Origin of the sequence: Kitasatospora sp. NPDC058170, from assembly GCF_042883905.1 — a bacterium.
GTDB lineage: Bacteria > Actinomycetota > Actinomycetes > Streptomycetales > Streptomycetaceae > Kitasatospora.
The window spans coordinates 20,060-46,458 of sequence record NZ_JBHVUV010000028.1; the positions used below are offsets into that span (position 1 = coordinate 20,060).

Annotated in this window: 25 protein-coding genes; 9 read left to right on the forward strand and 16 right to left on the reverse strand. The window is 74.7% G+C overall.

Going from position 1 to position 26,399, the window contains the following annotated elements; genetic code table 11:
* Nucleotides 1-93 precede the first annotated feature (93 nt).
* From ACFVVX_RS28480 to ACFVVX_RS28520, 9 genes are all read right to left on the reverse strand, one after another.
* Nucleotides 94-195 (reverse strand): DUF6893 family small protein, encoded by a 102-nt coding sequence (locus tag ACFVVX_RS28480; RefSeq protein ID WP_387949619.1) that lies wholly within the window; start codon nt 193-195, stop codon nt 94-96.
* Entirely contained in the window at nt 180-830 is a 651-nt protein-coding gene (locus ACFVVX_RS28485) for a hydrogenase maturation protease (RefSeq protein WP_387949622.1), read from the reverse strand. Before ACFVVX_RS28485 ends, ACFVVX_RS28480 begins: the two co-directional genes overlap by 16 nt.
* Nucleotides 827-2,203 carry a hypothetical protein gene (locus ACFVVX_RS28490; RefSeq protein WP_387949624.1) on the reverse strand — a complete coding sequence of 459 codons (1,377 nt, stop codon included), beginning with the start codon at nt 2,201-2,203 and terminating at the stop codon, nt 827-829. The genes ACFVVX_RS28485 and ACFVVX_RS28490 overlap by 4 nt, the downstream gene beginning before the upstream one ends.
* The gene (locus ACFVVX_RS28495; protein WP_387949626.1) at nt 2,200-2,862 is read right to left on the reverse strand and encodes a DUF6084 family protein; all 663 of its coding nucleotides are present in this window, start codon (nt 2,860-2,862) and stop codon (nt 2,200-2,202) included. Before ACFVVX_RS28495 ends, ACFVVX_RS28490 begins: the two co-directional genes overlap by 4 nt.
* A complete protein-coding gene (locus ACFVVX_RS28500) occupies nt 2,859-3,512 on the reverse strand; it encodes a DUF5947 family protein (protein ID WP_387949628.1) in 654 nt (217 codons plus the stop codon). Before ACFVVX_RS28500 ends, ACFVVX_RS28495 begins: the two co-directional genes overlap by 4 nt.
* Nucleotides 3,509-4,003 carry a hypothetical protein gene (locus tag ACFVVX_RS28505; RefSeq protein ID WP_387949629.1) on the reverse strand — a complete coding sequence of 165 codons (495 nt, stop codon included), beginning with the start codon at nt 4,001-4,003 and terminating at the stop codon, nt 3,509-3,511. The genes ACFVVX_RS28500 and ACFVVX_RS28505 overlap by 4 nt, the downstream gene beginning before the upstream one ends.
* Nucleotides 4,000-5,781 (reverse strand): nickel-dependent hydrogenase large subunit, encoded by a 1,782-nt coding sequence (locus tag ACFVVX_RS28510; RefSeq protein WP_387949631.1) that lies wholly within the window; start codon nt 5,779-5,781, stop codon nt 4,000-4,002. The genes ACFVVX_RS28505 and ACFVVX_RS28510 overlap by 4 nt, the downstream gene beginning before the upstream one ends.
* Before the next feature lie 94 nt (nt 5,782-5,875).
* Nucleotides 5,876-6,931, reverse strand: coding sequence for a hydrogenase expression protein HypE (locus ACFVVX_RS28515; RefSeq protein ID WP_387949632.1), 1,056 nt, complete (start codon nt 6,929-6,931; stop codon nt 5,876-5,878).
* Between the two features lie 164 nt (nt 6,932-7,095).
* A complete protein-coding gene (locus tag ACFVVX_RS28520; protein ID WP_387949634.1) occupies nt 7,096-8,772 on the reverse strand; it encodes an enoyl-CoA hydratase-related protein in 1,677 nt (558 codons plus the stop codon).
* Between the two features lie 293 nt (nt 8,773-9,065).
* On the opposite strand from ACFVVX_RS28520, the gene ACFVVX_RS28525 reads away from it, so the two are divergent.
* The 3 genes from ACFVVX_RS28525 (at nt 9,066) to ACFVVX_RS28535 (ending at nt 11,290) form a co-directional block, all read left to right on the forward strand.
* Nucleotides 9,066-9,809: a TetR/AcrR family transcriptional regulator gene (locus ACFVVX_RS28525; RefSeq protein WP_387949636.1), complete on the forward strand. Its 744-nt coding sequence runs from the start codon at nt 9,066-9,068 to the stop codon at nt 9,807-9,809.
* 95 nt (nt 9,810-9,904) lie between these two features.
* Nucleotides 9,905-10,219: a hypothetical protein gene (locus tag ACFVVX_RS28530; RefSeq protein WP_387949637.1), complete on the forward strand. Its 315-nt coding sequence runs from the start codon at nt 9,905-9,907 to the stop codon at nt 10,217-10,219.
* A 6-nt stretch (nt 10,220-10,225) separates the two neighbouring features.
* On the forward strand, nt 10,226-11,290 hold the full coding sequence (locus ACFVVX_RS28535; protein WP_387949639.1) for a M14 family metallopeptidase: 1,065 nt from the start codon (nt 10,226-10,228) through the stop codon (nt 11,288-11,290).
* Between the two features lie 109 nt (nt 11,291-11,399).
* Here the strand turns inward: ACFVVX_RS28535 and ACFVVX_RS28540 are convergent, their stop codons facing one another.
* Nucleotides 11,400-12,029 carry a TetR/AcrR family transcriptional regulator gene (locus tag ACFVVX_RS28540; protein ID WP_387949641.1) on the reverse strand — a complete coding sequence of 210 codons (630 nt, stop codon included), beginning with the start codon at nt 12,027-12,029 and terminating at the stop codon, nt 11,400-11,402.
* A gap of 118 nt (nt 12,030-12,147) precedes the next feature.
* Here ACFVVX_RS28540 and ACFVVX_RS28545 point away from each other — a divergent pair, with 118 nt between their 5' ends.
* The 4 genes from ACFVVX_RS28545 to ACFVVX_RS28560 all read left to right on the forward strand — a co-directional run bounded on the left by ACFVVX_RS28545 (nt 12,148) and on the right by ACFVVX_RS28560 (nt 18,051).
* Nucleotides 12,148-12,924 (forward strand): SDR family oxidoreductase, encoded by a 777-nt coding sequence (locus ACFVVX_RS28545; protein ID WP_387949643.1) that lies wholly within the window; start codon nt 12,148-12,150, stop codon nt 12,922-12,924.
* Nucleotides 12,921-13,709, forward strand: coding sequence for an SDR family oxidoreductase (locus ACFVVX_RS28550; protein WP_387949644.1), 789 nt, complete (start codon nt 12,921-12,923; stop codon nt 13,707-13,709). The genes ACFVVX_RS28545 and ACFVVX_RS28550 overlap by 4 nt, the downstream gene beginning before the upstream one ends.
* Nucleotides 13,706-14,692 carry an NADPH:quinone oxidoreductase family protein gene (locus ACFVVX_RS28555; protein WP_387949646.1) on the forward strand — a complete coding sequence of 329 codons (987 nt, stop codon included), beginning with the start codon at nt 13,706-13,708 and terminating at the stop codon, nt 14,690-14,692. Before ACFVVX_RS28550 ends, ACFVVX_RS28555 begins: the two co-directional genes overlap by 4 nt.
* Before the next feature lie 137 nt (nt 14,693-14,829).
* Nucleotides 14,830-18,051, forward strand: a complete 3,222-nt coding sequence (locus ACFVVX_RS28560) for a tetratricopeptide repeat protein (RefSeq protein WP_387949761.1) — start codon at nt 14,830-14,832, stop codon at nt 18,049-18,051.
* A 52-nt stretch (nt 18,052-18,103) separates the two neighbouring features.
* On the opposite strand, the gene ACFVVX_RS28565 is transcribed toward ACFVVX_RS28560, so the two are convergent.
* Entirely contained in the window at nt 18,104-18,967 is an 864-nt protein-coding gene (locus ACFVVX_RS28565; RefSeq protein ID WP_387949647.1) for an NAD(P)H-binding protein, read from the reverse strand.
* 126 nt (nt 18,968-19,093) lie between these two features.
* Between ACFVVX_RS28565 and ACFVVX_RS28570 the strand changes: the two genes are divergently transcribed.
* Nucleotides 19,094-19,507: a winged helix-turn-helix transcriptional regulator gene (locus ACFVVX_RS28570; protein WP_387949648.1), complete on the forward strand. Its 414-nt coding sequence runs from the start codon at nt 19,094-19,096 to the stop codon at nt 19,505-19,507.
* A gap of 110 nt (nt 19,508-19,617) precedes the next feature.
* On the opposite strand, the gene ACFVVX_RS28575 is transcribed toward ACFVVX_RS28570, so the two are convergent.
* From ACFVVX_RS28575 to ACFVVX_RS28585, 3 genes are all read right to left on the reverse strand, one after another.
* On the reverse strand, nt 19,618-20,910 hold the full coding sequence (locus ACFVVX_RS28575; RefSeq protein WP_387949649.1) for an alpha/beta hydrolase family protein: 1,293 nt from the start codon (nt 20,908-20,910) through the stop codon (nt 19,618-19,620).
* A 154-nt stretch (nt 20,911-21,064) separates the two neighbouring features.
* Nucleotides 21,065-22,282, reverse strand: a complete 1,218-nt coding sequence (locus tag ACFVVX_RS28580; protein ID WP_387949651.1) for an acyl-CoA dehydrogenase family protein — start codon at nt 22,280-22,282, stop codon at nt 21,065-21,067.
* A 3-nt stretch (nt 22,283-22,285) separates the two neighbouring features.
* Entirely contained in the window at nt 22,286-23,326 is a 1,041-nt protein-coding gene (locus ACFVVX_RS28585) for a phosphotransferase family protein (RefSeq protein WP_387949653.1), read from the reverse strand.
* A gap of 133 nt (nt 23,327-23,459) precedes the next feature.
* Between ACFVVX_RS28585 and ACFVVX_RS28590 the strand changes: the two genes are divergently transcribed.
* The gene (locus ACFVVX_RS28590; RefSeq protein WP_387949655.1) at nt 23,460-24,554 is read left to right on the forward strand and encodes a hypothetical protein; all 1,095 of its coding nucleotides are present in this window, start codon (nt 23,460-23,462) and stop codon (nt 24,552-24,554) included.
* Nucleotides 24,555-24,617: 63 nt separating this feature from the next.
* Here ACFVVX_RS28590 and ACFVVX_RS28595 read toward each other — a convergent pair whose 3' ends face one another.
* Both ACFVVX_RS28595 and ACFVVX_RS28600 read right to left on the reverse strand, forming a co-directional pair.
* Nucleotides 24,618-25,517, reverse strand: a complete 900-nt coding sequence (locus ACFVVX_RS28595) for a Gfo/Idh/MocA family protein (protein WP_387949656.1) — start codon at nt 25,515-25,517, stop codon at nt 24,618-24,620.
* Between the two features lie 118 nt (nt 25,518-25,635).
* Nucleotides 25,636-26,304, reverse strand: coding sequence for an O-methyltransferase (locus tag ACFVVX_RS28600; protein ID WP_387949658.1), 669 nt, complete (start codon nt 26,302-26,304; stop codon nt 25,636-25,638).
* Nucleotides 26,305-26,399: the final 95 nt, after the last annotated feature.

Here is a 26,399-nt window from a genome sequence, read left to right on the forward strand (position 1 = left end):
TTCAGTAGAGAGCGCGGTGGCGGCGCGGGCTTCGAGCCGCGCCGCCACCGCATCCGAGGTCAAGCCGTTTGCAGTAGTGGGTCCGCGGGCCTCTCACATGCGCGAGATCCGCACGTAACGCCGCAGGTCGTCCAGGTTCCGCACGAGCGCGAAGGCGGCCGCCAACACGACCGCGCCGATCACGAACTTCCGCATGGTGACGCCTTTCTGTCCGCTCTGTCCGCCCGTTCGCCGGGCCGATCGTCTCGTTGTGCGGGCTGCTCCGCCCGCCCGCCGGGCCGCTCCGCCGGTTCGCCGTGCCGGGTCGCCGGTTCACCGGGCTGCTCCGCCCGCTCGCCGGGCGTCCGGTCCTCCTCCACGGTCCGCAGGATCAGGTCCACGGCGTGGTCGGCGGCCCGGTCCACCGCCGGGCTGAGCCCGATCCCCTCCTCCAGGGACTCCGGCTCGCAGCCCACCACCAGGATCCGGCCGGGCGGCGTGCCGCCCGTGCCGGCGCTCAGGGTGGCCAGCAGGGCGAGTACCGCGTCCGGACCCATCCGGTGCCCGTCCAGCAGGGCGGCGTCCGCCGCCTCCACCGGGCCGGCATCCGCCTCGATCAGGTACACGGTGCCGGGCGGCCCTCCCCGCATGGTGGCGTCCACCAGGATCAACGTCCGGTATCCGTCCAGGAGTTGGTAGGCGAGGTGAACGCCCCGGACACCGAAGTCGACCACCTCCACGTCCTCGGGCAGCGGTCGGGCCCGCAGCCGCCCCACAGTCTCCACTCCGAAGCCGTCGTCACCGAGGAAGATGTTGCCGACCCCGGCGACCAGGACGCGGCCGCCGCTCATGACTCCTCCAGCGGTTCGACCTCGTCCGGCTGGAAGTACCGGAAGCGGCCCTGCGCCCGCCAGAGGTCCGCGCCCGGATCGCCCTCGATCGTGACGGCCAGGTGCACCGAGCCGTCGACGTCGTGCAGCACGGCCTCCACCAGCGCCGTGCGGCCGTGCAGGAAGAGGTCCTGGGCGTCGGTGCGGCGCCGGCCGGGCTTCAGCAGCACGCGGCTGCCCGCCCCGACCGAGTGCTCGCCCACCTGGACCCGGTCCCGGTCCGGGTCGACGCCGGTGTCGCCGCCCGGGTCCCACCAGGGCTGCCCGTCTACCTGCTCGGTCGGGGCCGCGGTGACCTCGCGCAGCGCGCGGACGGCGCCGTGCAGGCGCTCCAGCACCTCGGGAGGCATCGAGTCGGCGAGGTCGATGACGGCGCCGGCCCGCGGGTCGGTACCCCGGGCCTCCCGCTTCTCCCGGTCGGTCAGGGCCGCCGTGCGCAGGGCGAGGATCTCGTCGATCTCGGTCGCGTCGTAGAGCTCGCCCGGGCTCTCGGGGGCCACCTGCGGGTGGTCCTCCAGGATGATCGGCGAGGACAGCAGGACGTCCGCGCGCCCGTCGCTCCCGGCCAGGACCGGCCAGGTGTGCTCGTTGCGGCACTCGGCCGCCGCCGCCCTGGCCCACTCGGGCGGGTCGGTGGCGGAGAGGAAGCGGCCGCGTTCGAGGCCGAGCAGCAGGTGCGCGGAGACCAGCGAGCGGGCCAGCGCCGCTTCGCGCCCGGCACCCGCCGGCGGCCGCCAGTCGGAGGTGTTCTCCACCACCGCCGTCAGCCGCAGCGTCCCGTACGGGCCCGGCACCTCCTGCACGCTCAACCGCAGGACCCCGTCGACCTGTTCGTGACGGCGCAGCAGCCGCCCGACCGGCCGGCCGTCCTCCTGGACGGTCTCCTTTTCCTCGCCGGCCGCCAGCCGAAACGCCCTGACCACCTCACCGGCCGCCAACTCGTCGACCGGGAAAACGAGTTCGACCCGCTCCTCGACGCCCTCGTCCCAGGGCACCAGCACCCGGTCGGCCAGCGCGAGTTCCTCCACCGTCTCGAACGCCCTGGCGCCGACGGCTCGTTGGACGGTGCGCCGGCGGGCGTGCAGGAACCGCAGCTCGACCGCCAGGCGGTCGCCGCGGCGCGGCTCCAGCAGGCACTCGGTGCGCTGGTGCGAGTGCTCGGCGCTGTCCCGCCCGTACCCGGGGGGCACCAGCACCCCGAACTGCCAGCGCAGCCGGTTCTTGGCCGCGGAGGCGCGGTAGGGGTAGAGGACGTAGCCCTCCAGGAGGACCGCGTCGGCGATCTTCCGGGCGGTCGCGAAGCGGTCCACCCGTTCTTCCGGTACGGCCGTCATCGGACACCCTCCTCGATCCGGGCGGCTCCGAGGAGTTCGCGGAGCGTCGCCTCCCACGACGTCAGCGCCCGGCTGGAGCGGTAGGCGAGCAGCTCGTCCATCAGGTCTCCCGGCAGCCGCAGCCAGCCGCAGCCGGGGAAGTGCTGCTCGATCATCTCCCGCCAGACCGCGACCGGCAGCCGCACCGCGGCCTCCCGGTCCCAGGGCACCGGCACCACCTGGAAGCCGCCGGGGCCGGCGAACGCGGTGCCCGAGAAGAGCAGCAGCACCGGGACCTCCCCGCCGTCGAGCGCCCGCAGGTAGCGGGTGGCGGCGATGTCCAGGTCGTAGGTGCAGGGCACCGGCAGGTCGACCTCGGTGGTGCCCGTGAAGCCCGGGACCATCAGGGCGACCTGCGCCAGCTGGATCGGGTGGAGCGTGGTCGCCCAGCGCTCGCGCTCGCCGAACAGGTCGGCCAGGCGGCCGCCCTCGGTCTCGTCGTAGCCGCGGCGGGCCGGTTCGATCCGCAGCTGGCAGCGCAGCGCGAGGGCGTGCACCCGCACTCCCTCGGGCGCCGTGATCCGCAGCCGGAAGACCAGGGTCGGCCCGGCGGCGTACGGGTCGGCCCGCACTCCGGTGCAGCCGAACCGCAGGCCGTCGCCGATCGCGTGCTCGCTCATGCCGGCTCCTCCTGGGGCAGCGCCCTGGCCAGGCCGGCCACGCGGGCGAAGAACGCGTCGAGTTCGCCGCGGGCCTCGGCCCCGCCGTCGAAGCCCTGCCAGAACAGCCGCATCCGGCCGACCAGTTCGTAGCAGACGTCGATCGGGACGAGGAAGCACTCGATCCGTCCTGCGGACCGGCGCAGCAGCAGCGCCTCGACGTCCGGCTCCAGCAGCCCGGCGAGCCGGCTGCCGGAGAGCGCCGCCTGCCAGGTCTCCTCGTCCAGCTCGCTCTCGGTCGCGCCGGCCGGGCTCGGGTAGAGCGCGACCAGGCGGTCCAGCGCCGCGTTGCGGAACAGGAAGGCGGTGCCGACCGGGATGCGCAGGGTGGCCCAGGCGTCCTCGTCCAGTCCCCTGCCGGGGTCGGCGAGGTAGCGGTCGGGCACGCCCCGGTAGCGGCCGCCGGCGGCGCCCGGCTCCCGGAACAGCACCCCGCAGGCCGTACAGGCGCAGACCAGCGCCCGCTCCTCGGTGTCCACCAGGTGCCGGTGCCCGGGCGGCAGGGTCAGGCCGCAGAAGGAGCAGCGCTCCGGCTGCGGGGGCGAGGGCTCGCGGAGCCTGCGCAGCAGCGCCGTTCCCGGCCTGGTCGACGCCGGCCGGACGGCGCTCACCGGGCCTCGGCCGGGGCCGGCGGGCGGGTGCCGATCTGCAGCAGCTGCGGGGCGCGGGCCAGGTCGACCGCCGTGACCTCCGGGGCGTGGCAGGCGAGCGCGCCCTCGATCGCCTCGCGTGCGGCCTCCTCCGTCCCGGCGCAGCCGCACCCGCCGCTCGCCGTCCGGGCGAGCCGCAGGGTGCCGTCCGCCGGGTCGAAGCCGAGGACCCGCACCGGGTGCTCGGGCAGGGACGCGAGCGCCCGTTCGATCCGGGCGGCGACCGGCTCCGGGTGGAGGTCGTGCAGCACCAGCAGGCCGGCGGCGGCCGGGTCGTCGAGCACCGCCGAGAGCGCGCTCTCGGGGACGAGCGCGACGATCCGGGCGAGCCCCTCGCCGTAGAAGGCCATCAGCTCGCGCACCAGGTCCTCGGCGACGGCGGCCTGGCCGCGGCCGGCCAGTGAGTCGAGGGCCTCCTGGACCCGTCGGCCGGTCTGCTCCGCGGTGGTCACGCGAGCCCGCTCAGGCCGGTGGGGACGTGCATCTTCTGCACGGTGCGCCCGCCGCCCACGTACATGTGCACGCCGCAGGGCAGACAGGGGTCGAAGCTGCGGACGGCGCGCATGATGTCGATGCCCTTGAAGTTCTCCGGGGAGTTCTCCTCGAAGATGGGCGTGTTCTGCACCGCGTCCTCGTACGGGCCCGGTGTGCCGTAGCTGTCCCGGACGCTGGCGTTCCACGGGGTGGGCGGGTACGGGTGGTAGTTGGCGATCTTCCCCTCGCGGATCACCATGTGGTGCGAGAGGACGCCGCGCACGGCCTCGGTGAAGCCGCAGCCGATGGACTCGTCGGGCACCTCGAAGCGCTCCCAGGTCTGGCTGCGCCCGGCCCGGACCTCGGCGAGCGCCTTCTCCGCGAAGTGCAGTGCGGCGGCCGCGGCGTAGGCCTGGAAGTAGGTGCGGGCCCGGTTGCGCTCGATGGCGTTGGACCACTGCGGGATCTTCCACTCGAAGCTGACCTCGGGCTTGGTCATCGAGCGGGGGAGGTTGATCTGCACGCTGTGGCCGGTGGCCTTGACGTAGCCGATGTCCACCAGGCCGGAGAGGGCGGTGGACCAGAGGCGGGCGATCGGGCCGCCGCCGGTGTCCAGGGCGAGGTGGTCCTTGCCGTCGAACCAGCGCGGGGACATCACCCAGCTGTACTTGTCGTCGAAGTCGCGCTTCTGCGGGGCGGGGATGGTGTGCTGGTTCCAGGGGTGGCGGGGGTCCACCGGGTTGCCGAGCGGGTCGTGGGTGACGAACTGCTCCCGGCCCTCCCAGTCCTGGTAGTACGAGCTGCCGAGCAGGATCCGGATGCCGAGGTTGATCTCGGTGAGGTCGTTGGTGACCAGCTTGCCGTCGACCACCACGCCCGGGGTGACGAACATCCGCCGCCCCCAGTCCGACATGTTGCGGTAGGTGAAGTCGCAGTGGTCGGGGTCGTTGAGCGCGCCCCAGCAGCCGAGCAGGACGCGCCGCCGGCCGACCTCCTCGTACCCGGGGAGCGCCTGGTAGAAGAAGTCGAAGAGGTCGTCGTGGAGCGGCACGACCTTCTTCATGAACTCCACGTACCGCATCAGCCGGGTCAGGTAGTCGGTGAACAGCTGCACGGTGGCGACCGTGCCGACGCCCCCCGGGTAGAGCGTGGACGGGTGCACGTGGCGCCCCTCCATCAGGCAGAACATCTCCCGGGTGTACCGGCTGACCTGGAGCGCCTCGCGGTAGAACTCGCCCTCGATGGGGTTGAGCGAGCGCATGATGTCGGCGATCGTCCGGTAGCCGTGGTCGCCGGCGTGCGGGGCGGGGGTGCGTTCGGCGAGGTCCAGGACGCCCGGGTTGGTCTCGCGGACCATCTTCTCGCAGTAGTCCACCCCGACCAGGTTCTCCTGGAAGATGTTGTGGTCGAACATGTACTCGGCGGCCTCGCCGAGGTTGATGATCCACTCACCGAGGTGCGGCGGCTTCACCCCGTACGCCATGTTCTGCGCGTAGACGGAGCAGGTGGCGTGGTTGTCCCCGCAGATCCCGCAGATGCGGCTGGTGATGAAGTGCGCGTCCCGCGGGTCCTTGCCGCGCATGAACACGCTGTAGCCGCGGAAGACCGAGGAGGTGCTGTAGCACTCCGCGACCCTCTTCTGCTTGAAGTCGATCTTCGTGTGGATGCCGAGGCTGCCCACGATCCGGGTGATCGGATCCCAGGACATCTCCGTCAGGCCGCTGCCGTCGCCGGCCGCCCTCGTCGTCTGTGTCATCGTGCCTGCTGCGCCCTTCTGGGGAAACGGGAGGATCGGGAGTGGCCGGGCGGGGGGCCGCCCGCGCGCGGCGGTGCGGCCCCCTGCCCGGTTGTCACCGGGGCGGTCGGTAGCCCGTGGTCAGGCGGTCGCCGGAGTGCCGCCACTTGGGTTCCTTGTCGACCGTGTGGGTCGTGATCGAGCGAAGCCGGCGGATCGCCGCGCCGTACGCCGAGCTGGCGGCGGTGGACACGGTGGAGCCGGGCGGCGGGTCCATGAACGGCATGAACTTGTCGGGGAAGCCGGGCATCGTGCAGGCGATGCAGATGCCGCCGACGTTCGGGCAGCCGCCGACACCGTTGATCCAGCCCCGCTTGGGGACGTTGCACTTCACCACCGGGCCCCAGCAGCCGAGCCGGACCAGGCACTCGGGCGTGCCGTACTCGGTGGCGAACTGGCCCTGCTCGTAGTAGCCGCCGCGGTCGCAGCCCTCGTGCACGGTGGCGCCGAACAGCCAGGTCGGACGGAGCTTGTCGTCCAGCGGGATCATCGGCGCGGACCCCGCCAGCTGGTACAGCAGGTAGGTCAGGGTCTCGGAGAAGTTGTCCGGCTGGATCGGGCAGCCGGGGACGCACACGATCGGCAGGCCGGCCTTGGACTTCCAGTCCCAGCCGAGGTAGTCGGGTACGCCCATGGCGCCGGTCGGGTTGCCCGCCATGGCGTGGATGCCGCCGTAGGTCGCGCAGGTGCCGATCGCCACGACCGCGGTGGCCTTGGGCGCCAGCCGGTCGAGCCACTCACTGGTGGTGATCGGCTGGCCGGTCGCCGGGTCGTCGCCGAAGCCGCACCAGTACCCCTCCGGTTTGATCCGCTCGTTGGGGATGGACCCCTCGACGACCAGGACGAAGGGGTCGATCTCGCCCCGGTCGGCCTTGAAGAACCATTCGACGAAGTTGTCCGCGCCCTGGACCGGACCGCACTCGAAGTCGATCAGCGGCCAGTGCACGGCGATCTTCGGCAGGCCCGGCAGCGCGCCGGTGACGATCTCCTCGATGCTCGGCTGCATCGCGGCCGTGAGCGAGACGGAGTCTCCGTCGCAGCTCAGGCCCGCGTTGATCCAGAGAATGTGCACCACGTCGGATTCGGTGGCGCTCGTTGTCGCAGCACCCATGAGGATGCCTCCTCGCAAAAGGGGTGAGCCGGACAATATGGGCTCTCCAGAGTCATAGCAGCCGTGGCGCGGACACGCCGGTCCGGAGGGCCGAAGCGGTCGCCCGGACGGCCGCAACCCGGCGGGGCCGTCCGGGCGGCCGGGCGTCCCCGCCCAGCGGGCGGCTACCCCTCCGGGGGCGGTGCCAGCTTGCGGACGAAGGCCGAGCGCAGCGCGTGGTACGGCTCGTCGGGGGAGAAGAACTGGCGGTGCATCACGGACAGCTCCTCCGCCCGGTAGGCCGCCAGGGGCCGGGCGCGTTCGTCGGCCTCGCGGGCGGCCTTCTTGGCGGCGATCCGCTCCTGGAGGGCCGGGGACGCGGCGAGCAGCCGGGCGAACCGCTCGGTCTGCGCCGTGAAGTCCCCCGGGGCGGCCTCGATCACCCGGTCGACCAGGCCGATCCGGTGCGCCGCGCCGGCCGTCAGCGGAAGGGCCCGCCCGGTGAGCCGCGCGGCCTCGGCCGTGCCCGCGCGCCGCGGCAGCGAGTACGTCCAGTACTCGGAGCCGTACAGGCCCATCAGCCGGTAGTGCGGGTTGAGCACGACGCCCTCGCGGCACCAGACCTCGTCGGCCGCGAGGGCCAGCATCACCCCGCCGGCCGCGGCGTTCCCGCCGAGCGCCGCCACCACCAGCCGGTCCGTGGTGGTCAGGACCTCCAGGACCAGGTCGTCGATGGCGTTGATGTTGGCCCAGGACTCGGCCGCCGGGTCGGCCGCCGCCTCGATCACGTTCAGGTGGATGCCGTTGGAGAAGAAGCCGCGCCCGCCGCCCAGGACCAGCACCGAGGTCGGCCGCCCGCAGGCGAACCGGTAGGCGGCCAGCAGCCGGCGGCAGTGGTCGGTGCTCATCGCCCCGCCGGGGAGGTCGAGGTGCAGCCGGCCGACGGCGCCGTCCTCGGTGTAGCGGATGTCCGTCCAGGTGTCCTCCCCCTCCTGCGGCATCAGCGGCGCCGCCACCTCGGGCAGCTCCGGCAGCAGCCCGCCCAGGGCCGACACCGCGGGGAGCTTGAAGGTGGCCGGGCCGCCCGGGCTGCGGCGCCGGCGCAGCTCGGGGATCCACACCGCGCCGTCCGCCGTCGCCCGGCAGACCGCGCCCGCCCGGGTGGCGATCAGCTCGCCGGGGCGCCCGCGCAGCCGGCCCTCGCGCCGGCCGCCGTGCAGGTACCACTCGGCGCCCAGCAGCGTGTCCAGCACCCCGGGCCGGGAGTCGGCCGTCCGGAGGCGGTGCAGGACGAGGTCGGTGGGGTCGCTCCCCCAGTCGATCCGCCGCAGGTCCTGGGAGAAGTGGGGCCGGGTACGGATCGCCGCCGGCCGGTCGGGGCCGTGCTGCGGGCGGGGCCTCCACCGCCCGGTGGCGAAGCGTTCGACCGCGAGCAGCACGGCGCCGACGGCCGCCTCGGTGACCTCGCCGCGGTACAGGTCGCTCTTGGCCTCCTCGGGCAGGACACACTCGGCGTCGGCCCAGATGTCACCCCCGTCCATCACCGCGCCGGCCTGCAGCACCGTCACCCCCCACCGGGCCTCACCCTCGTGGACCGCCCAGTCCAGCGCGGAGGGGCCGCGGTCGCCGGGAGGGCCCGGATGCACGATCAGGCAGGCGGTCCTCGACCAGACGCTCTCGGGCAGGGCCGTCGTCAGCATGGGCGCCACCACCAGCTCCGCGCCGGACGTCCGGACCGCCGCCCGCAGGCCCTCCTCCGCCGTGCCCAGGTGGACCGCCACGCTGTGCGCACGGTCCTGGAGTTCCGCGAAGACACGCTGCGTCAGGCTGTTGAACGCGGTCGCCACCAGCAGAATCCTCATCAACCGCCTCCGGGCTGCATCGACCAGTCAGTCACCGGGCCGATGCTGTATCACCCGGAGGCCGGGCCGAAGGAACGCGGCGGTCGCGGTCACCCGCCCGGCGCAGCGGCCCGGCACTGCGGCCCCGTGCCAGGGCGGCCTGCCGGGGCCGGGCCGGCCGGCGAGCGCACTATATGCCGGAAATTTACCTTGTATCCTGGTGCTGTCCGCCCGACGCGGCACCGGCGGACCCGGCTCGGGGGTCCGGTCCAGGTGGGGACCGCGGTGGCGGGGCGCACGTGAGGAGCGCGGACATGGTGGAGCAGGACGGCACCGAGCGGCGGCGGCGACTGAGCCGCCCGCTGGTGCTCGCCACGGCCGTGGCCCTGGTCGACCGCGAGGGGCTGGCGGCGCTGACCATGCGGCGGCTGGCCGCCGACCTGGGTGTCGAGTCGATGGCGATCTACCGGTACACGCCGGGCAAGGAGGCGCTGGTCGACGGCCTGGTCGAGGCGTTCTTCGCCGAGGTCAACGACCGGCTGCGGACCTCGGCCGACCACGACCGGGCCGAGGGCGCCGCCGGCCCCGCCGTGCCGGCCTGGCGGGCCGAACTGCGGCGGATCGCCCGCGCCTTCGCCGCCGTGGCGCACGCCCATCCGGAGATCCTGCCCCTGGTGGCCACCCGGCCGCTCAGCGTCCCGGTGGCCCGCCGGCCCGCCCCGGCCCTGCAGCTCACCGAGCACATCCTGGCCGTGCTCGGCCGGGCCGGCTTCGACGACACCACCGCGCTGACGGTGTACCGCGCGTTCGTGGCCTGGAACCTCGGCTGCCTGCTGGTCGACAAGCGCCAGGTGGTCGACAACCCCGACGAGCCGGACCCGCTGCTGCGGCTGGGCCTGCACCGGCTGCCCGCCGCCGACTACCCCCGGCTGCGCGCCCTCGTCCCGCGGCTCGCCGACTACGACGACGAGCGGGAGCTGCTGGCCGGCCTGGACAGCCTGCTGGACCGGATGCCCGAGGCCCCCCTTGACGCCTTCTACGACGGAAGCGCAGGCTGAGGATACAAGGTACGCATCGGACATATACGTACGTCAGCGCCCCGTGCCGTCGGAATCGCTGATGTGAGACCCGACGGCGCCCGAAAGAGGTCGCCATGTCCACTGCCCGTTATGACATCCACCGCGTCCGGGTGACAGCCAAGGACGCGGAAACCCTGCGCACACTCCTGCGCGAGGTCCGCCCCGACGTGGGCGGCCGCGCCCGCCAGGGCGAGGACGGCTCGTTCACCATCGACGCCTACGTCCCCGCCGAGCGGATCGCGTCCCTCTCCCGCGAGGGCGTCGAGGCGATCGACGCCGGGAGCGCCACGGAGGCCGGGCGCACCGCCCAGGCCGACGTGGGCCGGGGGGACCGGTTCGCTCCCGAGGCCGCCTATCCGCGCGGCCTGGCCGCCAAGGTGAGGGACTGACCCGCCATGCCGTATCTCAACATCACCGAGGTCGAGTCCGCCGTGGTCGGCCTCGCCAACGCCTTTCCCCGGCTCACCGGACTCGTCGAGCTGCCCGAGCGGTCCGCCGAGGGCCGTTCGAGCCACGCCCTGCGGATGGGCGCGGAGTCGCTGGCCCCCAAGGACGACGTGCTGCTGATCGGCGGCGTGCACGCCCGCGAGTGGGGCAGCTGCGAGATCCTCGTCCACTTCGCCGCGGACCTGCTGGAGGCCTACACCACCGGCACCGGACTCGCCTACGGCGGCACCTCCTTCAGCGCCGACCAGGTGCAGCGCATCCTCAACGAGCTGGACGTCGTCGTCTTCCCGCTCGTCAACCCGGACGGCCGCCACTACAGCCAGACCGTCGACCCGATGTGGCGCAAGAACCGCAACCCGGCGAACTCCGGCGGCGACCCGGACCTGATCGGGGTCGACATCAACCGCAACTACGACTTCCTCTTCGACTTCACCACCGCGTTCGCCCCGACCGCCGGCCCCCGGGTCTCGACCGATCCGCTCGACGAGGTCTACGAGGGCCCGGAGCCCTTCTCCGAGCCCGAGACCCGCAACGTCCGCTGGCTGCTCGACGAGTTCCCGCGGACCCGCTGGTTCGTCGACGTGCACAGCTACTCCGAGGACATGCTGTTCGTCTGGGGTGACGACGAGAACCAGTCCGTGCAGCCCCTGATGAACTTCCGCAACCCCGCCTTCGACCGCAAGCGCGGCGTGGCCGGCGACCTCGCCTACGCGGAGTTCATCCCGAAGACCGATGCCGACGCCGCCGTCCTGCTCGCCGAGCAGTTCTGCCAGGGCGTGCAGGGCGTGCGCGGCCGCTCGTACACCCCGATGTCCGCGTTCCACCTGTACCCGACCAGTGGGACCAGCGACGACTACGCGTTCTCGCGCCACCTCGTCGATCCGGACAAGGGCAGGGTCCTCGCCTTCACCATCGAGTGGGGCACGAGCTTCCACCCGCCGTGGGCCGAGATGCGGAACATCGTCCTCGACGTCGACGCCGGGCTCGTGCAGTTCTGCCTGTCCGCCGCCTGACGCCCGACGTCCGACATCCGACGTCCGAACACCTGCCGTCTGCCGGCCCGGCCCTGTCGCCGGGTCGGACCGGTCGGACCGGTCGGACCGGTCGGACCAGGCGGACCGGTCAGACCCGGGCGCCCAGCATCCGCAGCACCAGTTCGCCGTAGCGGCGGCCCAGCTCCTCCGGCGTCTCGCTGCTGCGGTCGGTGTACCAGCGGGAGACGTCGATGCCCAGCGAGGTCACGGCGCGGGCCGCCGTACGCACCTCGGCGACCTCGAAGGCGCCGGCCGCGACGCCCGCCGCGATGAGGTCGGTCACCTCGCGCTCGATGTCCAGGCGCAGCGCCGCGACCACGGCGTAGGCGTCCTCGGGCAGCGCGTGCAGCTCGTAGTTGACCACCCGGCCGACCGTCCGGGCCCGGGCGTGCCAGACGGTGAACTCCTCCATCACCCGGCGCATCCGCGCCACCGGGTCGTCCCCGCCGGCCGCCGCCGCCCGGACCAGCTCCAGGGTGGCCGCGTGCCCGGTCCGGCTGATCTCCGCCAGCAGGGCCGCCTTGGACGGGTAGTGGATGTACAGCGCGGCCGGGCTCATCCCGGCGGCGGTGGCGATGTCCCGGGTGGTGGTGGCGTGGAAACCGCGCTCGGCGAAGGACTCGACGGCGGCCTGCAGCAACCGGTGCGCCGCCTCGGGGCGGGCGTCGGTGCCGCCGGGCAGGGTGGGCCAGAGGTCGGCGATCGGCGTGCTGGTCATGACGCCATCCTCCCAGAAATGTCATACCGGCATCCCGGCCGGAGCGCCCCGGGGCGGGGCTGCGGACTGTTGACAGGTTCCCCCACCGACAGCATGCTAAGCAAGCGCTTAGTCAGCCATGTCGAAAGGACCCTCCGTGGTGCACTCCTTCAAGGGCCAGGTGGCCGTCGTCACCGGATCCAGCCGGGGCATCGGCCTCGGGATCGCACGGGAGCTGGTCGCCCGGGGAGCCAGGGTCTGCCTCACCGCGCGCAATCCGGAGCCGCTCGCCGAGGCCGTCCGCGACCTGGGCGGCCCGGAGGTCGCCCTCGGCATCGCGGGCAAGGCAGACGACCCGGCCCACCAGGAGGAGGCCGTCGCCGCCACCATGGCGGCCTTCGGCCGACTCGACCACCTGGTCAACAACACCGGCATCAACCCCGTCTACGGCCCGGTGCTGACCACCGACGAGGCGGCCGCCGCCAAGATCCTCGCCGTCAACGTGCTCGCCCCGCTCGCCTGGACCCGCCGCGCCCACGCCGCCTGGATGGGCGAGCACGGCGGCTCGGTGGTCAACGTGGCCTCCATCGCGGGTGTCCGCGCCTCGGCCGGGATCGGCATGTACGGGGTGAGCAAGGCCGCGCTGATGCGCCTCACCATGGAGCTCGCCGCCGACCTCGGCGGCCAGGGCATCCGGGTCAACGCCGTCGCGCCCGCCGTGGTCAAGACGCGGTTCGCCGAGGCGCTCTACGAGGGCCGCGAGGAGCAGGTCGCCGCCGCGTACCCGCTCGGCAGGCTCGGCGTACCGCAGGACATCGCGGGCGCGGTCGCCTTCCTGCTCTCCTCGGACGCCTCCTGGATCACCGGCCAGACCCTGGTCGTGGACGGTGGCATCACCCTCGGCGGCGGGCTGTGAGCGCCCCCGGGTTCGCCGGCCAGGGCGTCGTGGTGACCGGCGCGGGCCGGGGCATCGGCGCCGCGCTCGCCCGCGCCTTCGCCGCCGAGGGCGCCCGGGTGGTGGTCAACGACCTGGACGCCGGGGCCGCCCGCGCGGTCGCCGCCGAGTGCGGCGGCAGTGCCGTCCCCGGTGACGCGGCGGGCGCCGACGGCCTCGCCGCCCTGGTCGAGCGGGCCCGGGCCGAACTCGGCGAGATCGACGTCTGGTGCGCCAACGCCGGGGTCGCCCCGGTCGGCGGGGCCGATGCGCCGACCGCCGCCTGGACGAGCGCCTGGGAGGTCAACGTGCTCGCCCACGTCCGGGCCGCCGACCTGCTACTCCCCCGCTGGCTGGAGCGCGGCACCGGCCGGTTCGTCGCCACCGTCTCGGCGGCCGGGCTGCTCACCATGCTGGGTTCGGCGCCGTACGCCGTCTCCAAGCACGGCGCGCTCGCCTTCGCCGAGTGGCTCTCCGCCACCTACCGCCACCGGGGCCTGCGGGTGCACGCGCTCTGCCCGCAGGGCGTCCGCACCGACATGCTCACCTCGACGGGCGCGGTCGGCGAGGCGCTGCTGGCGCCGACCGCGCTGGAGGCCGAGGACGTCGCCGCGGCGGCCCTGGAGGGGCTGCGCGCGGAGCGGTTCCTGCTGCTGCCGCACGCCGAGGTGGCCGAGTACTACACCGCCCGGGCCACCGACCCGGACCGCTGGCTCACCGCGATGAACCGGCTCCAGCAGGGGCTGGAGAGGAGCGCGGCGCTGTGAGGGCCTGGCAGGTGGGCGAACTCGGTGAGCCGCGCGCGGTGATGCGGCTGGTCGACGGCGTGCCGCGGCCGGAGCCCGGGCCGGGGCAGCTGCTGGTCCGGGTGCGGGCCGCGGCCGTCAACTTCCCCGACGCGCTGATGGTGCGCGGGCAGTACCAGGTGCAGCCGCCGCTGCCGTTCACACCCGGAGTGGAGCTGTGCGGCGAGGTCGTGGCGGCGGGCGAGGGCGCCGACCGGGCCGCGGGCGAGCGGGTGATCGGCAATCCGGTGCTGCCCGGCGGCGCCTTCGCCGAGTACGCCCTGCTGGACGCGGCGGCCGCCTTCCGGGCACCCGACGCGCTGGACGACGCCGAGGCGGCCGCGCTGCACATCGGCTACCAGACCGCGTGGTTCGCCCTGCACCGGCGGGCCGCGCTGCAACCGGGCGAGACGCTGCTGGTGCACGCCGCGGCCGGCGGGGTCGGCAGCGCGGCGGTCCAGCTCGGCCGGGCGGCCGGGGCCCGGGTGATCGGCGTCGTGGGCGGCGCCGAGAAGGCGGCGGTGGCCCGCGAGTCGGGCGTCGACCTGGTGATCGACCGGACGGCGGAGGACTTCGTCGCCGTGGTCCGGGAGGCCACCGGCGGGCGCGGCGCCGACGTGGTCTTCGACCCGGTGGGCGGGGACGCCTTCACCGGGTCCACCCGCTGCATCGCCTTCGAGGGCCGGATCCTGGTGGTCGGCTTCGCCGGAGGCCGGATCCCGGCGCCCGCGCTCAACCACGCGCTGGTGAAGAACTACGGCATCCTGGGCCTGCACTGGGGGCTCTACAACACCCGTGACCCGCAGGCCGTCCGGGCCGCCCACGAGGAGCTGACCAAGCTCGCGGAGGCGGGCGTGGTCCGGCCGGCGGTGAGCGCCGTCGTCCCGCTGGCCGAGGCGGCGCAGGCCGTCCAGCGCGTGGCGGACGGGCTCAGCACCGGCCGGGTGGTGGTGCTCGGGGAGTAGGGCGTGTTCGCAGCGTCGCGCGCGGACCCGGCGGGACTCTGCCGACACCCTCGGTCCTGTCCGGCCGAGAAGACCGAGGAAGATGTCGGGTTCCGGCCCCACCGTGCCACCGGCGGGGCCAGACTCGGGTGGTGGCGATGGGGGAACGGGCCGGGGAGCTCTACGCGAGGCTGCGGACGCTGCGGGACGCCGCCCGCGCGGCCCGGGTGCGGTCGGGCCTGCCGTGGTCCGCACGCGAGGCGGAGCGCCAGGTGCGCCGGTCGGCGCTGCCCGACGCGGAGCGGTTCCGTGCCCAGCGGATCAGCGACTGGGTCCCGGACGACCCGGCGGCGGCGAAGGTGCCCGCGCCGGCCGGCCACCAGCAGGTCCTCGCCCTCGTCGCGGTCTGGTCCGACTGGGCCGGGCTGCCCGTCGACGCGCGCGGCTGGTCCGACCTCCTGGACCGCGCCCAGCCCGTGCGCGCCCAACCCGAGCGCGGCCGGGACGCGGCCGGCCCGGACCCCGCCGCCGTGCCGCCCAGGCTCGCCTCGCTGCCCGGACTGCCCGACGGGCTGGCCGGCCGGGAGAGCGAACTCGGCCTGCTGCTCGGCCTGTTGGGCCCGGCCGACGACGGCGGCGCCGTCACCGGCGGCGAGCAGGCGGCGCAGGGGGCGGCGCAGCAGGCCGTGGTGGTGGCGTCGATGGCCGGGCTGGGCGGGGTCGGCAAGACCACGCTGGCCCTGGCGGCCGCCCACGAGGCCCTGCGCCGGGGGTGGTTCGACGGGGTCCTGTTCGTGGACTTCCACGGCTACGACCCGCAGCCCCTGCAGGCCGCCCAGGCCCTGGAGTCCCTGCTCCGCACCCTGGAGCCGACGACCGAGCACATCCCGCCGTCCGCCGACGACCGGGCCGCCCTCTACCGCGCCCGGCTCGCCGCGCTCGCCGACCAGGGCCGCCGGATCCTGGTGATCGCGGACAACGTCTCGCAGCCCTCCCAGGTACGGCCCCTGCACCCCGGGGCCGGCGCGCACCGGCTGCTCGCCACCTCGCGGCACACCCTGCCCACCCTCGGCGCCCGCCTCCTCGACCTCGACGTGCTACAGCCCGACGGCGCCCTGGAACTCCTCGACCGGGCCCTGCGGACCGCCGACCCGGCCGACGGGCGGGTCACCGCCGACCCGGGCGCGGCGGCCGAGGTCGCCCGGCTGTGCGGATGGCTGCCGCTGGCCCTGCAGATCGCCGCGGCGCTGCTGATCCGCTCGCCCGGCCGCAGCCCCGCCCGGCTCGCCGCCGAGCTCACCCGCACCGGACGCCGGCTCAGCCGGCTGGACGACGGCGAGCGGACGGTGCGGGTCTCCCTCGACCTCTCCTACCGGCTGCTCACCGACGAGCAGCGGGAGCTGTTCCACCGCCTCGCCCTCGCACCGGGCCAGGACTTCGCCACCTGGGCGGCCGCCGCCCTCGCGGCACCGGACGGGCCCGACGACCACACCGGCGACCATACTGGCGGCCACACCGACGGGGACGGCGTCGGCTTCGGTCCGGAGGACGTCGAGGAGGTGGAGGAGCGTCTGGACGAGCTCGCCCGCGCCCACCTGCTGGAGCGCGGCCCCGGGCACCCGGGTCGGTGGCGGATGCACGACCTGGTCCGCGAGTACGCCCTGGAGGGCGGGGCCGACGCCGGACGCGAGCAAGCCCTCGCCCGGCTCCTGGAGGCGTACTCCGCGCTCGCGGGCGCCGCCGGCGACGACCTGTACGCGCTCCCCGGCGGTGAGGCGCCGGGCCTCTTCGCGGACCCCCCGGCCGCCCTCGCCTGGCTGGACACCGAACGGGCCAACCTCATCGGCGCGGTCCACGCCGCCCGGCGGGCCGGGCTCCACCGCCTCGCCCGGGAGCTGCCCCTCAACCTGGGCCGATACCTGAACCAGAACCGGTACTTCGACGATCTGATCGACATCACCGAGGTGGCCCGCGAGGCCGCCCGGGCCGTCGGCGACCGGCTCGGGGAGGCCAGGACCTGGAACAACCTGGGGCTCTCGTTCGGCAACCTGCGCCGGGCCGACGAGGCCATCGACGCCCACCGGCGGGCCATCGCGCTCTTCCAGGACCTCGGCGACCTGCAGGGGGAGGCCAGGGCCTGGAACAACCTGGGCCTCGCCCTGCGCCTGGTGCGCCGGTTCGACGAATCCGTCGAGGCCCAGCAGCGGGACATCGCCATCTCCCGCGAGCTGGGCGACCGGCACGGCGAGGCCACCGGGCTGACCAACCTCGGCACCGCCCTCAACCTGGCGCGCCGGCTCGACGAGGCGGTGGCGGTCGGCCGCGAGGCTGTCGAGCTCCTGCAGCGGACGGGCGACCGGTACGCCGAGGGCATGGCGTGGCACAACCTCGGCACCGCCCTCAACGGCGTGCGCCGGTTCGAGGAGGCCGCCGCGGCCCACGAACGCGCCATCACGATCCACCGGGAGACCGGCGACCGGCACAGCGAGGCCGGGGCGGTCAACGGCCTGGGGGCCGCCCTGATGGAGCTGCACCGCGTCGAGGAGGCCGTCACCACGTTCGAGCACGCCATCGCGCTCCACCAGGAGGTCGACGACCGGCACGGCGAGGCCATGGCCCGGGACAACCTGGGCACCGCCCTGCGCCGGTCGGGCCGCTCCGACGAGGCCGTCGACGCCCACCGGCAGGTGGTGGAGTTCCTCCGGGAGACCGGCGACCCACACGGCGAGGCCGGAGCCGCCAACGGCCTGGGCGCCGCCCTGAGGGCAGCTCATCAGCCGGCGGAGGCCGTCATCGCCCTCGAGTACTCCGCCGGACTCCTCGACGAGCTCGGCGACCGGCACCAGGAGGCCATGAGTCGGAACAACCTCGGATCCGCCCTGCACGATCTGACCAGGTTCGACGAGGCCGCCGCGGCCTACGAACGCGCCATCGCGCTCTACCGGGAGTCCGGCGACCGCAACGGGACGGCCGGCGCCCTGAACGGGCTGGGCGTCGTCCTGCGCGACCTGGCCAGGTTCGACGAGGCCGTCACGACCCTGACCGAGGCCGCCGCGCTCCACTGGGCCGAGCACGACCGCCGCGGCGAGGCCATGGCGTGGAACAACCTGGGCATCGCGCTCTGTGACGCCGACCGGCTCGACGAGGCCGTCGCGGCGGGCGAGCGGGCCGTGGCCCTGTACCACGAGCTGGGCACCCACTACGAGGAGGCGACCGCGCGGTGGAGCCTCGCGGCCACCCTGGTCGCCGCCGGGCGCGACTCCGGCCCCCAGTGGGCGGCGGCCGCCGCCGCGTTCGAGCGGGCGGGCGCCGCGGAGGAGGCCGCGGAGTCCCGGCGGCTGGAACGCGAGGAGCCGGGGCCGCAGGCCGCCGCGCACTGATCGCGGCCGGCGCGCCCCCGGGCGCCCCTCCCCCGCCGCCTCACCCGCCGCCTCACCGGCCCGCGTCGGCGCCCGCCGCGATGACCTCCAGCGCCGGGCGGGCCGGGCGGCCGAGCAGGGCGCGGAGGTCCCCCTCCGGTACGGCCCCCGCCAGGAAGCCGTTGGCGATGGCGGAGTAGGTACCGGTCACCATCGGCACCTGGAAGGCCTGGGCGCCCGAGGCGGCCACGGCGGCCCGGGCCTCGGCGAGGGTGCCCGGGCGGTACGCCACCGTCCGGCCGCCGGACCGGCTGAGCGCCTCGGCCACCTCGGCGCCGCCGACCGCCTGCTCGCCGACCAGCTCGTAGACCCGCCCGGCGTGCTCGGCCGGGGCGAGTGCGACCGTCGCCGCGACCTCCGCGAGGTCGGCCCGGGCCACCGCCGCCAGCCGGCCGTCGCCGAGCGGCGCGGTGATCACACCGTGCTCGTCGGGCGCGGCCAGGTCCCTCAACAGCTCGGCGTAGAGGCCGTTGCGCAGGATCGTCCAGCGCAGCGTCGGCGACTCCCGCAGCCGCCGCTCGGTCCAGCGGTGCGCCAGGGCGTACGCCAGGTGGTCGCCGTCCCCGGAGAGGCTGGTGTAGATCACGTGCTCGACGCCGGCCCGCTCGGCCTCCTCGATGGCGGCGCGGTGACGGGTGATCACCACGTCGTCCTCGCCGTAGCCGGCCGAGATCAGCAGCAGGGTCCGCACGCCCTCGAAGGCCGCGCCCAGCGTCGCCGGGTCGTCGAAGTCCACCCGCCGGACGGGCAGGCCCGCCGGGGCCTGCTCCGGGGTGCGGGTGCCGACGACCAGCCGGTCGGACCCGCCGGCCCGCTCGGTGAGCTGCTCCAGCACGAGTCGGCCGAGACCGCCGTTGACGCCGGTGACGAGAAGCATGGGGGTCCTCCGTTGATCGGTGCACTTGGTGTGTTCACGCCGGTCGGGCCGTCCAACTGGGCGGGACGTTCCGTCGACTGGGACCATCCTCGGTAGCCTGGGCGTTCGGCGTAAGGAGGCACTTCGATGTCAGTGGGGCACACCGCGGTAACCACCCCCCGGCCGGTGGTCTGGTGCGAGGACGGCGTGGACTGCGGCATCCGCGACCTGCTGGACCGGGTCGGCGACAAGTGGTCCGTCCTGGTGGTGGTCGAACTCGCCCAGGGCGTAAGGCGGTTCCGCGAACTCCAGCGGGCGCTGCCGGGCATCTCGCAGCGGATGCTGACGCTCACCGTCCGCCGTCTGGAGCGGGACGGCCTGGTGTCGCGCACCGTCCACCCGACCGTCCCGCCGCAGGTCGACTACGAGCTGACCGCGCTCGGCCACAGCCTGACCCACCTGATCCGGGCGATGGCGGACTGGTCCTACGACCACCACGACGCGATCGTCGCCTCCCGGCAGGACTGGGACACCGCCAACCCGGACTCCGAGATCCGCTGAGCCCGGCGGCACCGGGGCTCGGCGCTCGGGCCCGGTCGGCGGCTCAGGAGCTCGGCGGCCCGGAAGCTCGGCGGCTCAGGGGCTCGGCGGGCTCAGCGGGCTCAGCGGGCTCAGCGGGCGAACTCCATCTCCGGGAAGCGCGGCGAGGGGCCGTCCAGCAGGTGGTCGTCGTGGCCGCGCAGCCAGCGGTCGAAGAAGGAGGCGACGTACGCCCGGGTGGCGAGCACCGCCCGCTCCGGCCGCACGTCGCCGACGTCCCCGCGCAGGGCGTCCGCCGAGACGGCGCCCTGGCGGGCGAGCTGCGGCAGCAGGGACTGCGCGTCCGTGTACGAGCCGTGCCGGGAGCCGGTCAGGGTGACGTCGGCGCGCCAGCCCCGGGAGTGCTGCCAGAGGGCCGCCCAGCCCGGCTGGCGGTGGTAGTCGCCGGAGTCCGGGCTCTGGCTGCCCATCAGCAGGAACGGACGGTCCAGCCCGTCCTCGGCGACGCTGGTCAGGTACACGCCCGTGCCGTCCGGCCCGGGGAAGTGCAGCTGGCCGTCCATGTTGACGCCCGCCGCGATCCGGGGGTCGTCGTGCATGGTCTGGACGGCGGTGGACCCGCCCCCGGAGTGGCCGACCATGCCGATCCGCCCGAGGTCCAGGGACGCCCCGAGCCCGGCGGGCAGGCGTCCGTCCGTCCGCAGCGCGGCGAGCTGGTCCAGCACGAAGCGGGTGTCGTCGACCCGGGTCTGGATGACCTTGCGCAGCACCGCGCCGATGTCCAGGCCGGGCTGGCCGAACATCGGCGGCAGGACCGACTCGGCCATGCCGCCGCCCGGGAACGCCACCTCGGAGGCGTCGTAGGGGTGGTCGACGGTGACCACCACGTACCCGCGCGAGGCCAGGTCCTCGACCAGACCGGTGCCCCAGGTGCGGGGGTCGCCCAGCCCGGCCGAGTAGAGCACCACCGGTCGCGGGGCGCCGGCGCCGCCCGGCAGCACGGGCGCGTCCTGCCGGGCGTGGGTGCGGATCCCGGACCAGTCCGTCCGGCCGGGCTCCGCCTGGTAGTTGAAGGAGGACGCGCCGTCCTTGCCGCCGAAGTGCCCGGCCGCGCGCGGCTCCATGAAGCGGGCCCGCTCGTCGCCGTGGGCTGGGCGGGTGGTCGGGTACCAGAAGCTCACCATCAGCTCGCGGGCCTGCCCGGGCTTCCACGGGTCCTGCCGCCCGGTGTCGACCAGGTGCAGCGCGGTGGTGCCGACCGGGTACGGCCCGGTGGGCTGCGGCAGCCAGGCCTGCGCCTGCCGCTGCTCCACGCCCGGTGCCGCCACCGCCGCCGGCGCGGCCGCCACACCCAGGACCGCCATCGCCGCCATCAGCGCGGCGATCCCCGTCCGCGGCCCCCGCGCCTGTCCCCGCTTGTCCATCGCTGCCCAGCTCCCTGTTGTCGACGCCCGCCGCCCACCGGCCGGCCCGTACGGGCGACAGTACGGGCCGGGGTGGTGCACGAACGTCATACCGCAGAGCCAACTCCGGTACCGCTACCTGGGTATGACACGTCCGGGTTCTGGGCTAACGGAGTTACCGGTACCGCTTCAGTTCGCGCCGGGCCAGCGAGCGCTTGTGGACCTCGTCCGGCCCGTCGGCCAGCCGCAGCGTGCGGTTGCCCGCCCAGAGCCGGGCCAGCGGGGTGTCCTGGCCGACCCCGGCGGCGCCGTGGGCCTGGACGGCCTTGTCGAGGATCCACTCGACCGTGCTCGGGGTGGCGATCTTGATGGCCTGGATCTCGGTGTGCGCGCCGCGGTTGCCGACGGTGTCCATCAGCCAGGCGGTCTTGAGCACCAGCAGCCTCAACTGCTCGATCCGGACCCGGGATTCGGCGATCCAATCCTGGACGACGCCCTGCTCGGCGAGCGGGCGGCCGAAGGCGACGCGGTCGAGGGTGCGCCGGCACATCAGCTCGACGGCGCGTTCGGCGATGCCGATGGCGCGCATGCAGTGGTGGATCCGGCCGGGGCCGAGCCGGGCCTGGGCGATGGCGAAGCCGGAGCCCTCCTCGCCGATCAGGTTGGCCGCCGGGACGCGGACGTCCTCGAACTGCACCTCGGCGTGCCCGCCGTGGTCGGCGTCGTCGTAGCCGAAGACCTGCATGCCGCGCCGCACGGTGACCCCGGGGGTGTCGCGCGGGACGAGGATCATGCTCTGCCGGCGGTGCGGTTCGGCGTCCGGGTCGGTCCGGCCCATCACGATGAGGATCCGGCACTCCGGGTTCATCGCCCCGGTGATGTACCACTTGAGGCCGTTGACGACGTACTCGTCGCCGTCCCGCTCGATCCGGGTGGCGATGTTGGTGGCGTCGGAGGAGGCGACCTCCGGCTCGGTCATCGCGAAGGCGGAGCGGATCTCGGCGTTCAGCAGCGGCCGCAGCCAGCGCTCGCGCTGCTCGGCGGAGCCGAACTGGGCGAGCAGCTCCATGTTGCCGGTGTCGGGGGCGGCGCAGTTGAGGGCGGGCGGCGCGAGCTGGGGGCTGCGGCCGGTGATCTCGGCGAGCGGCGCGTACTGGAGGTTGGTCAGGCCGGCGCCGCCCTCGTCCCGGTCGGGCAGGAAGAGGTTCCACAGGCCCTGCTTGCGCGCCTCGGCCTGGAGCTCGGCGACGATCGGCGGGATGGACCAGGCCGGCCGGGCGGGGTCGGCGAGCTGGACCTCCAGCACCGGCTCGGCGGGGTGGACGTGCTGGTCCATGAACGCCAGCAGCCGCTCGCGCAGTTCGAGCGTCCGGGCGTCGTAGGAGAAGTCCATCGGTCAGCGCTCCTTGAGGGTGGTGAGGCCGTGCCGGACGAGGACCGGGGCGATCTCGCCGGCCCGCTCGAAGCCGGCGCCGAGGGTGCGGCCCTGCTGGAAGCGGAAGTGGATGCCCTCGGCGACGACGGCGAGCTTGAACGAGGCGAAGGCCACGTACCAGTCGAGGTCGGCCGCCTCCCGGCCGGTGCTGCGCGCGTAGTGGGCGACGAGTTCGCCGGCGGGCGGGAAGCCGGGGGCGGTGGCGGCGGAGGGGATGATGCCGCCGCCGACGCCGGCCAGCTCGGTGTACATCACCAGCAGGCCGACGTCGGTGAGCGGATCGCCGAGGGTTGACATCTCCCAGTCCAGGACGGCGGTGATGGCGTCGTGCTCGTCGACGAGCACGTTGTCCAGCCGGTAGTCGCCGTGCACCAGCGCGGGCGCCGGGGAGACCGGCAGCCGGTCGAGCAGCAGGGCGTGCAGGCGGTCGACGCCGGGCAGTTCGCGGCTGCGCGAGGCGTGCAGTTGGGCGGACCAGCGGCGGAGCTGGCGGTTGAGGTAGCCCTCGGGGCGGCCGAAGTCGGCGAGCCCGACCTCGGCCGGGTCGATCCGGTGCAGGGCGGCGAGGGTGTCGACCAGCCGTCGGCCGAGGGCGTGCGCCCGCTCCTCGCCGAGGACGGCGAGGCCGGCCGCGTCGCGGTGGGCGGTACCGGGCACGTACTCCATCAGGTACCAGGGCGCCCCGAGCACCTCCGTCCCGGCGTCCAGCAGCAGGGTGGCGGGGACGGGCACCCCGGTGTCGCGCAGCGCGGTCATCACCCGGTGCTCGCGGCCCATGTCGTGGGCGGTGGCCAGGACGTGCCCGAGCGGCGGGCGGCGCAGCACCCAGCGCGCGGTGCCGTCGCCGAGCAGATAGGTGAGGTTGGAGCGGCCGCCCTCGATCAGCTCGGCCCGCAGCAGCCCCTGGACGGTGCCGGGCAGCGCGCGGTCCAGGTGGGCGCGGAGCCGGCCCAGGTCCAGGCCCGGCGGGTCGGCGACGGCGTCGGCGGGGGTGTCGGGCATGGGCTCACTCCTGAGGTCGGTCGAGCTGACTAAGCGCTTGCTTAGCATTCAGCCGAGCGCGCCGCCCTGTCAATGCCCGCCCGGCGCGCACCCCGCCCACCGCCGCCGCGCCGCGACCGCCACAATGGGCGGCATGAGGTTGATCCACTCCCTGGCCGGTGTGCTGCTCCTGGTGCTCACCGTCGCGAGCGTGCTGCGCACCCTGGTCGTCCCGCGCGGCCTGTACTCGGCACTGGCGCACCGGCTCTGGCGGGTGCTGCGGCCGCTGCTGCGGCTGTCCGCGGCGCCCTTCGGCACCTACCGCGCGCAGGACCGGGTGCAGACCTGGCTGGCGCCGCTGATGCTGCTGGGCATGCTCGGGGTATGGCTGGGCGGGATGCTGATCGCGTACACGCTGCTGCTGCACGGCACCTCGGAGCTGGACTGGGCGGTGTCCTTCCGGGAGGCCGGCTCCAGCCTCTTCACCCTGGGCTTCGCCAGCGGGGAGCGGCTGCACCTGTCCGCCATCGACTTCATGGCCGCCGCCAGCGGGCCGCTGGTGATCGCCCTGCAGATCTCCTACCTGCCGACCCTCTACGCCGCCTACAACCGGCGCGAGGTGGAGGTGACCCTGCTGCAGTCCCGGGCCGGGGAGCCCGCCTGGGGTCCGGAGCTGCTCGCCCGCCAGTCGCTGGTGGACACCGAGACGGCCCTGCCCCAGCTGTACCGGGACTGGGAGCGGCTGGCGGCGGACATCGGCGAGAGCCACTCCAACTACCCCGTGCTGCTCTCCTTCCGCTCCCCGCAACCGCAGCGCAGCTGGGTGGTGGGCCTGATCGCGGTCATGGACGCGGCCGCGATACACCTGGCGATCAGTCCGCGCTCGGCTCCGCCGGAGGCCCGGCTGGTGCTGCGCGCGGGCTTCACCGCGCTGCGCGACATCGCCCGCTCGCTGAGGATCGGCTTCGACGCGGACCCGACGCCGGAGACCCCGATACGCCTGAGCCTCACCGAGTTCGACGCCGCGGTGGCCATGATCACCGCGGCCGGCTTCCCCCGGGAGCGGCCGGTCGCCGAGGCCTGGCCGCACTTCCACGGCTGGCGGGTCAACTACGAGGCCCTCGCCTACGAACTGGCGCGTCGCAGCGACGCCGTCCCCGCGCTGTGGACCGGCCCCCGCGACTTCCGCGCCGCCACCATCCCCCCGGCCCGCCCGGCCGACCGCCGCCCGGGCTCCCGCCAGAACTAGTGCCGCGTCAGGCAACCTTCGCCCCGGGCCGGCCCTGTCCGCCGGTCCGGTCCGCCGGTCCGGTCAGACCTCGACCGGGCCGCCGTCGGCCAGCGAGCGCTCGGCGGCGGCGAGGACCTCGACCACCCGCAGGCCGAAGGCCGCGTCGCAGGGGTGCGGCTCGCCGGTGCGGGCGGAGTCCTGGAGGGCGTCCAGGGCCCGGTGCAGTGCGGCGAGCGGGCCCTCGCCGCGCTCGGGCAGCTGGACGACGCCGTTGCTGCCGCGCAGTTCCATCCCCGTCCCGCCGGCCGCGACGGGCGCGGTCAGGCTGAGCGCGAGGGTGCTGGAGGCCCCGCCGACGTGCCGCAGGACCAGGTGGACGGTGTCCAGCGGGCCGGCCACCGCCGTCACCTGCGCGGCGTCGCCGAGCACCGGCAGCAGCAGCGAGAGCGCGTGCGGGCCGACGTCCCACAGCGCGCCCTTGTCCAGTCGCCACGGCGAGGCCGCGTACGGGCTGCTGCTGCCGGGGGCGAAGACCGAGCCGAGCCAGTCCGAGCGGCCGGTGAACCAGCCGCCGAGGGCCGCCTGCTTCTCGATCCACGGCAGCTGCTCGCCGCCGAAGCGGACGGTGAAGAAGACCACCGAGGCGACGCCGTGCGTGCGCGTCGCGTCCACCACCCGCCGGGCGTCGGGGACGGTCAGCGCGACCGGCTTGTCCAGCAGCAGGTGGCAGCCGGCCTCGGCGGCGCGCACCGCGAGATCGGCCTGGACGGCCGGGGGCAGCGCGATCGAGACGGCGTCGACCTCGGCGAGCAGCCGGTCGAGGTCGGCGTGGCCGGGCACGCCGTGCGCCGCGCCGAGCGCGGCGGCCGCCTCGGGGCGCCGGCCCCAGACGCCCGCGAACTCGATCCCGGGGTGTTCGGCCAGCACGGGCGCGTGCACCCGCTCCGCCCAGGGGCCGGTGCCCAACAGTCCGATCCGCACGTCCTCGTCACTCCTCGGTGTTCTGCTGCTCTGGCGCCTTCGCGCTCTGCCCCCGGGGTCCGGGTCGGGGTCCGGGTCTGGGTCTGGGTCGGGGTCGGGGTCCGGGTCGGCCGGGGCCCTACCGCTGGACCCGGACCAGGGTGAAGCCGTCGTAGCCCTTGCTGCCGACCGTCTGGACCGACGTCCCCGAGACCCGCGGCTCGGCGGCGATCAGCTCGTGCAGCCGCCGGGTGCCGACGGTCGCCGGCTCGGTGCTGTCGGCGTCGGCCACGGCGCCGCCGCGCACCACGTTGTCCACGATGATCAGCGAGCCCGGCTTGGTGAGCTTCAGCGCCCAGGCGAAGTACTCGGGGTTGCTCGGCTTGTCCGCGTCGATGAAGACCAGGTCGAACGGCTCGGCGCCCTCCTCCGCCAGGGCGGCGAGCGAGTCGGCGGCGCGGCCGAGCCTGACCTCGGCGACCTTGTCCAGGCCGGCCCGGGCGAGGTTGCCGCGGGCGACCCCGGCGTGGGTCGGGTCGATCTCCAGGGTGATCAGCTCGCCGTCCGCGGGCAGCGCCCGGGCCAGCCAGATCGCGCTGTAGCCGCCGAGCGTGCCGACCTCCAGGATCCGCCGGGCGCCCTGGGTGAGGGCCAGCAGGTGCAGCAGCTTGCCCTGGTTGGGCGCGACGGCGATGCGCGGCAGCCCGGCCGCGTCCGCGGCCGCCCGGGCCGCCTCCAGCACCGGGTCGTGGCCGACCAGGGTCTCGGAGAAGTACGCGTCCACCGCGTCCCACGTCTGCTGGCTCAACCGGTCCTCCAGGTGCTGCGTCGCTCCGTCACCGCCGGGATACGCCCAGATGCTACCCCTGCCACCCCGCCCGGGCGGGAACGCCGCAGGCCCGC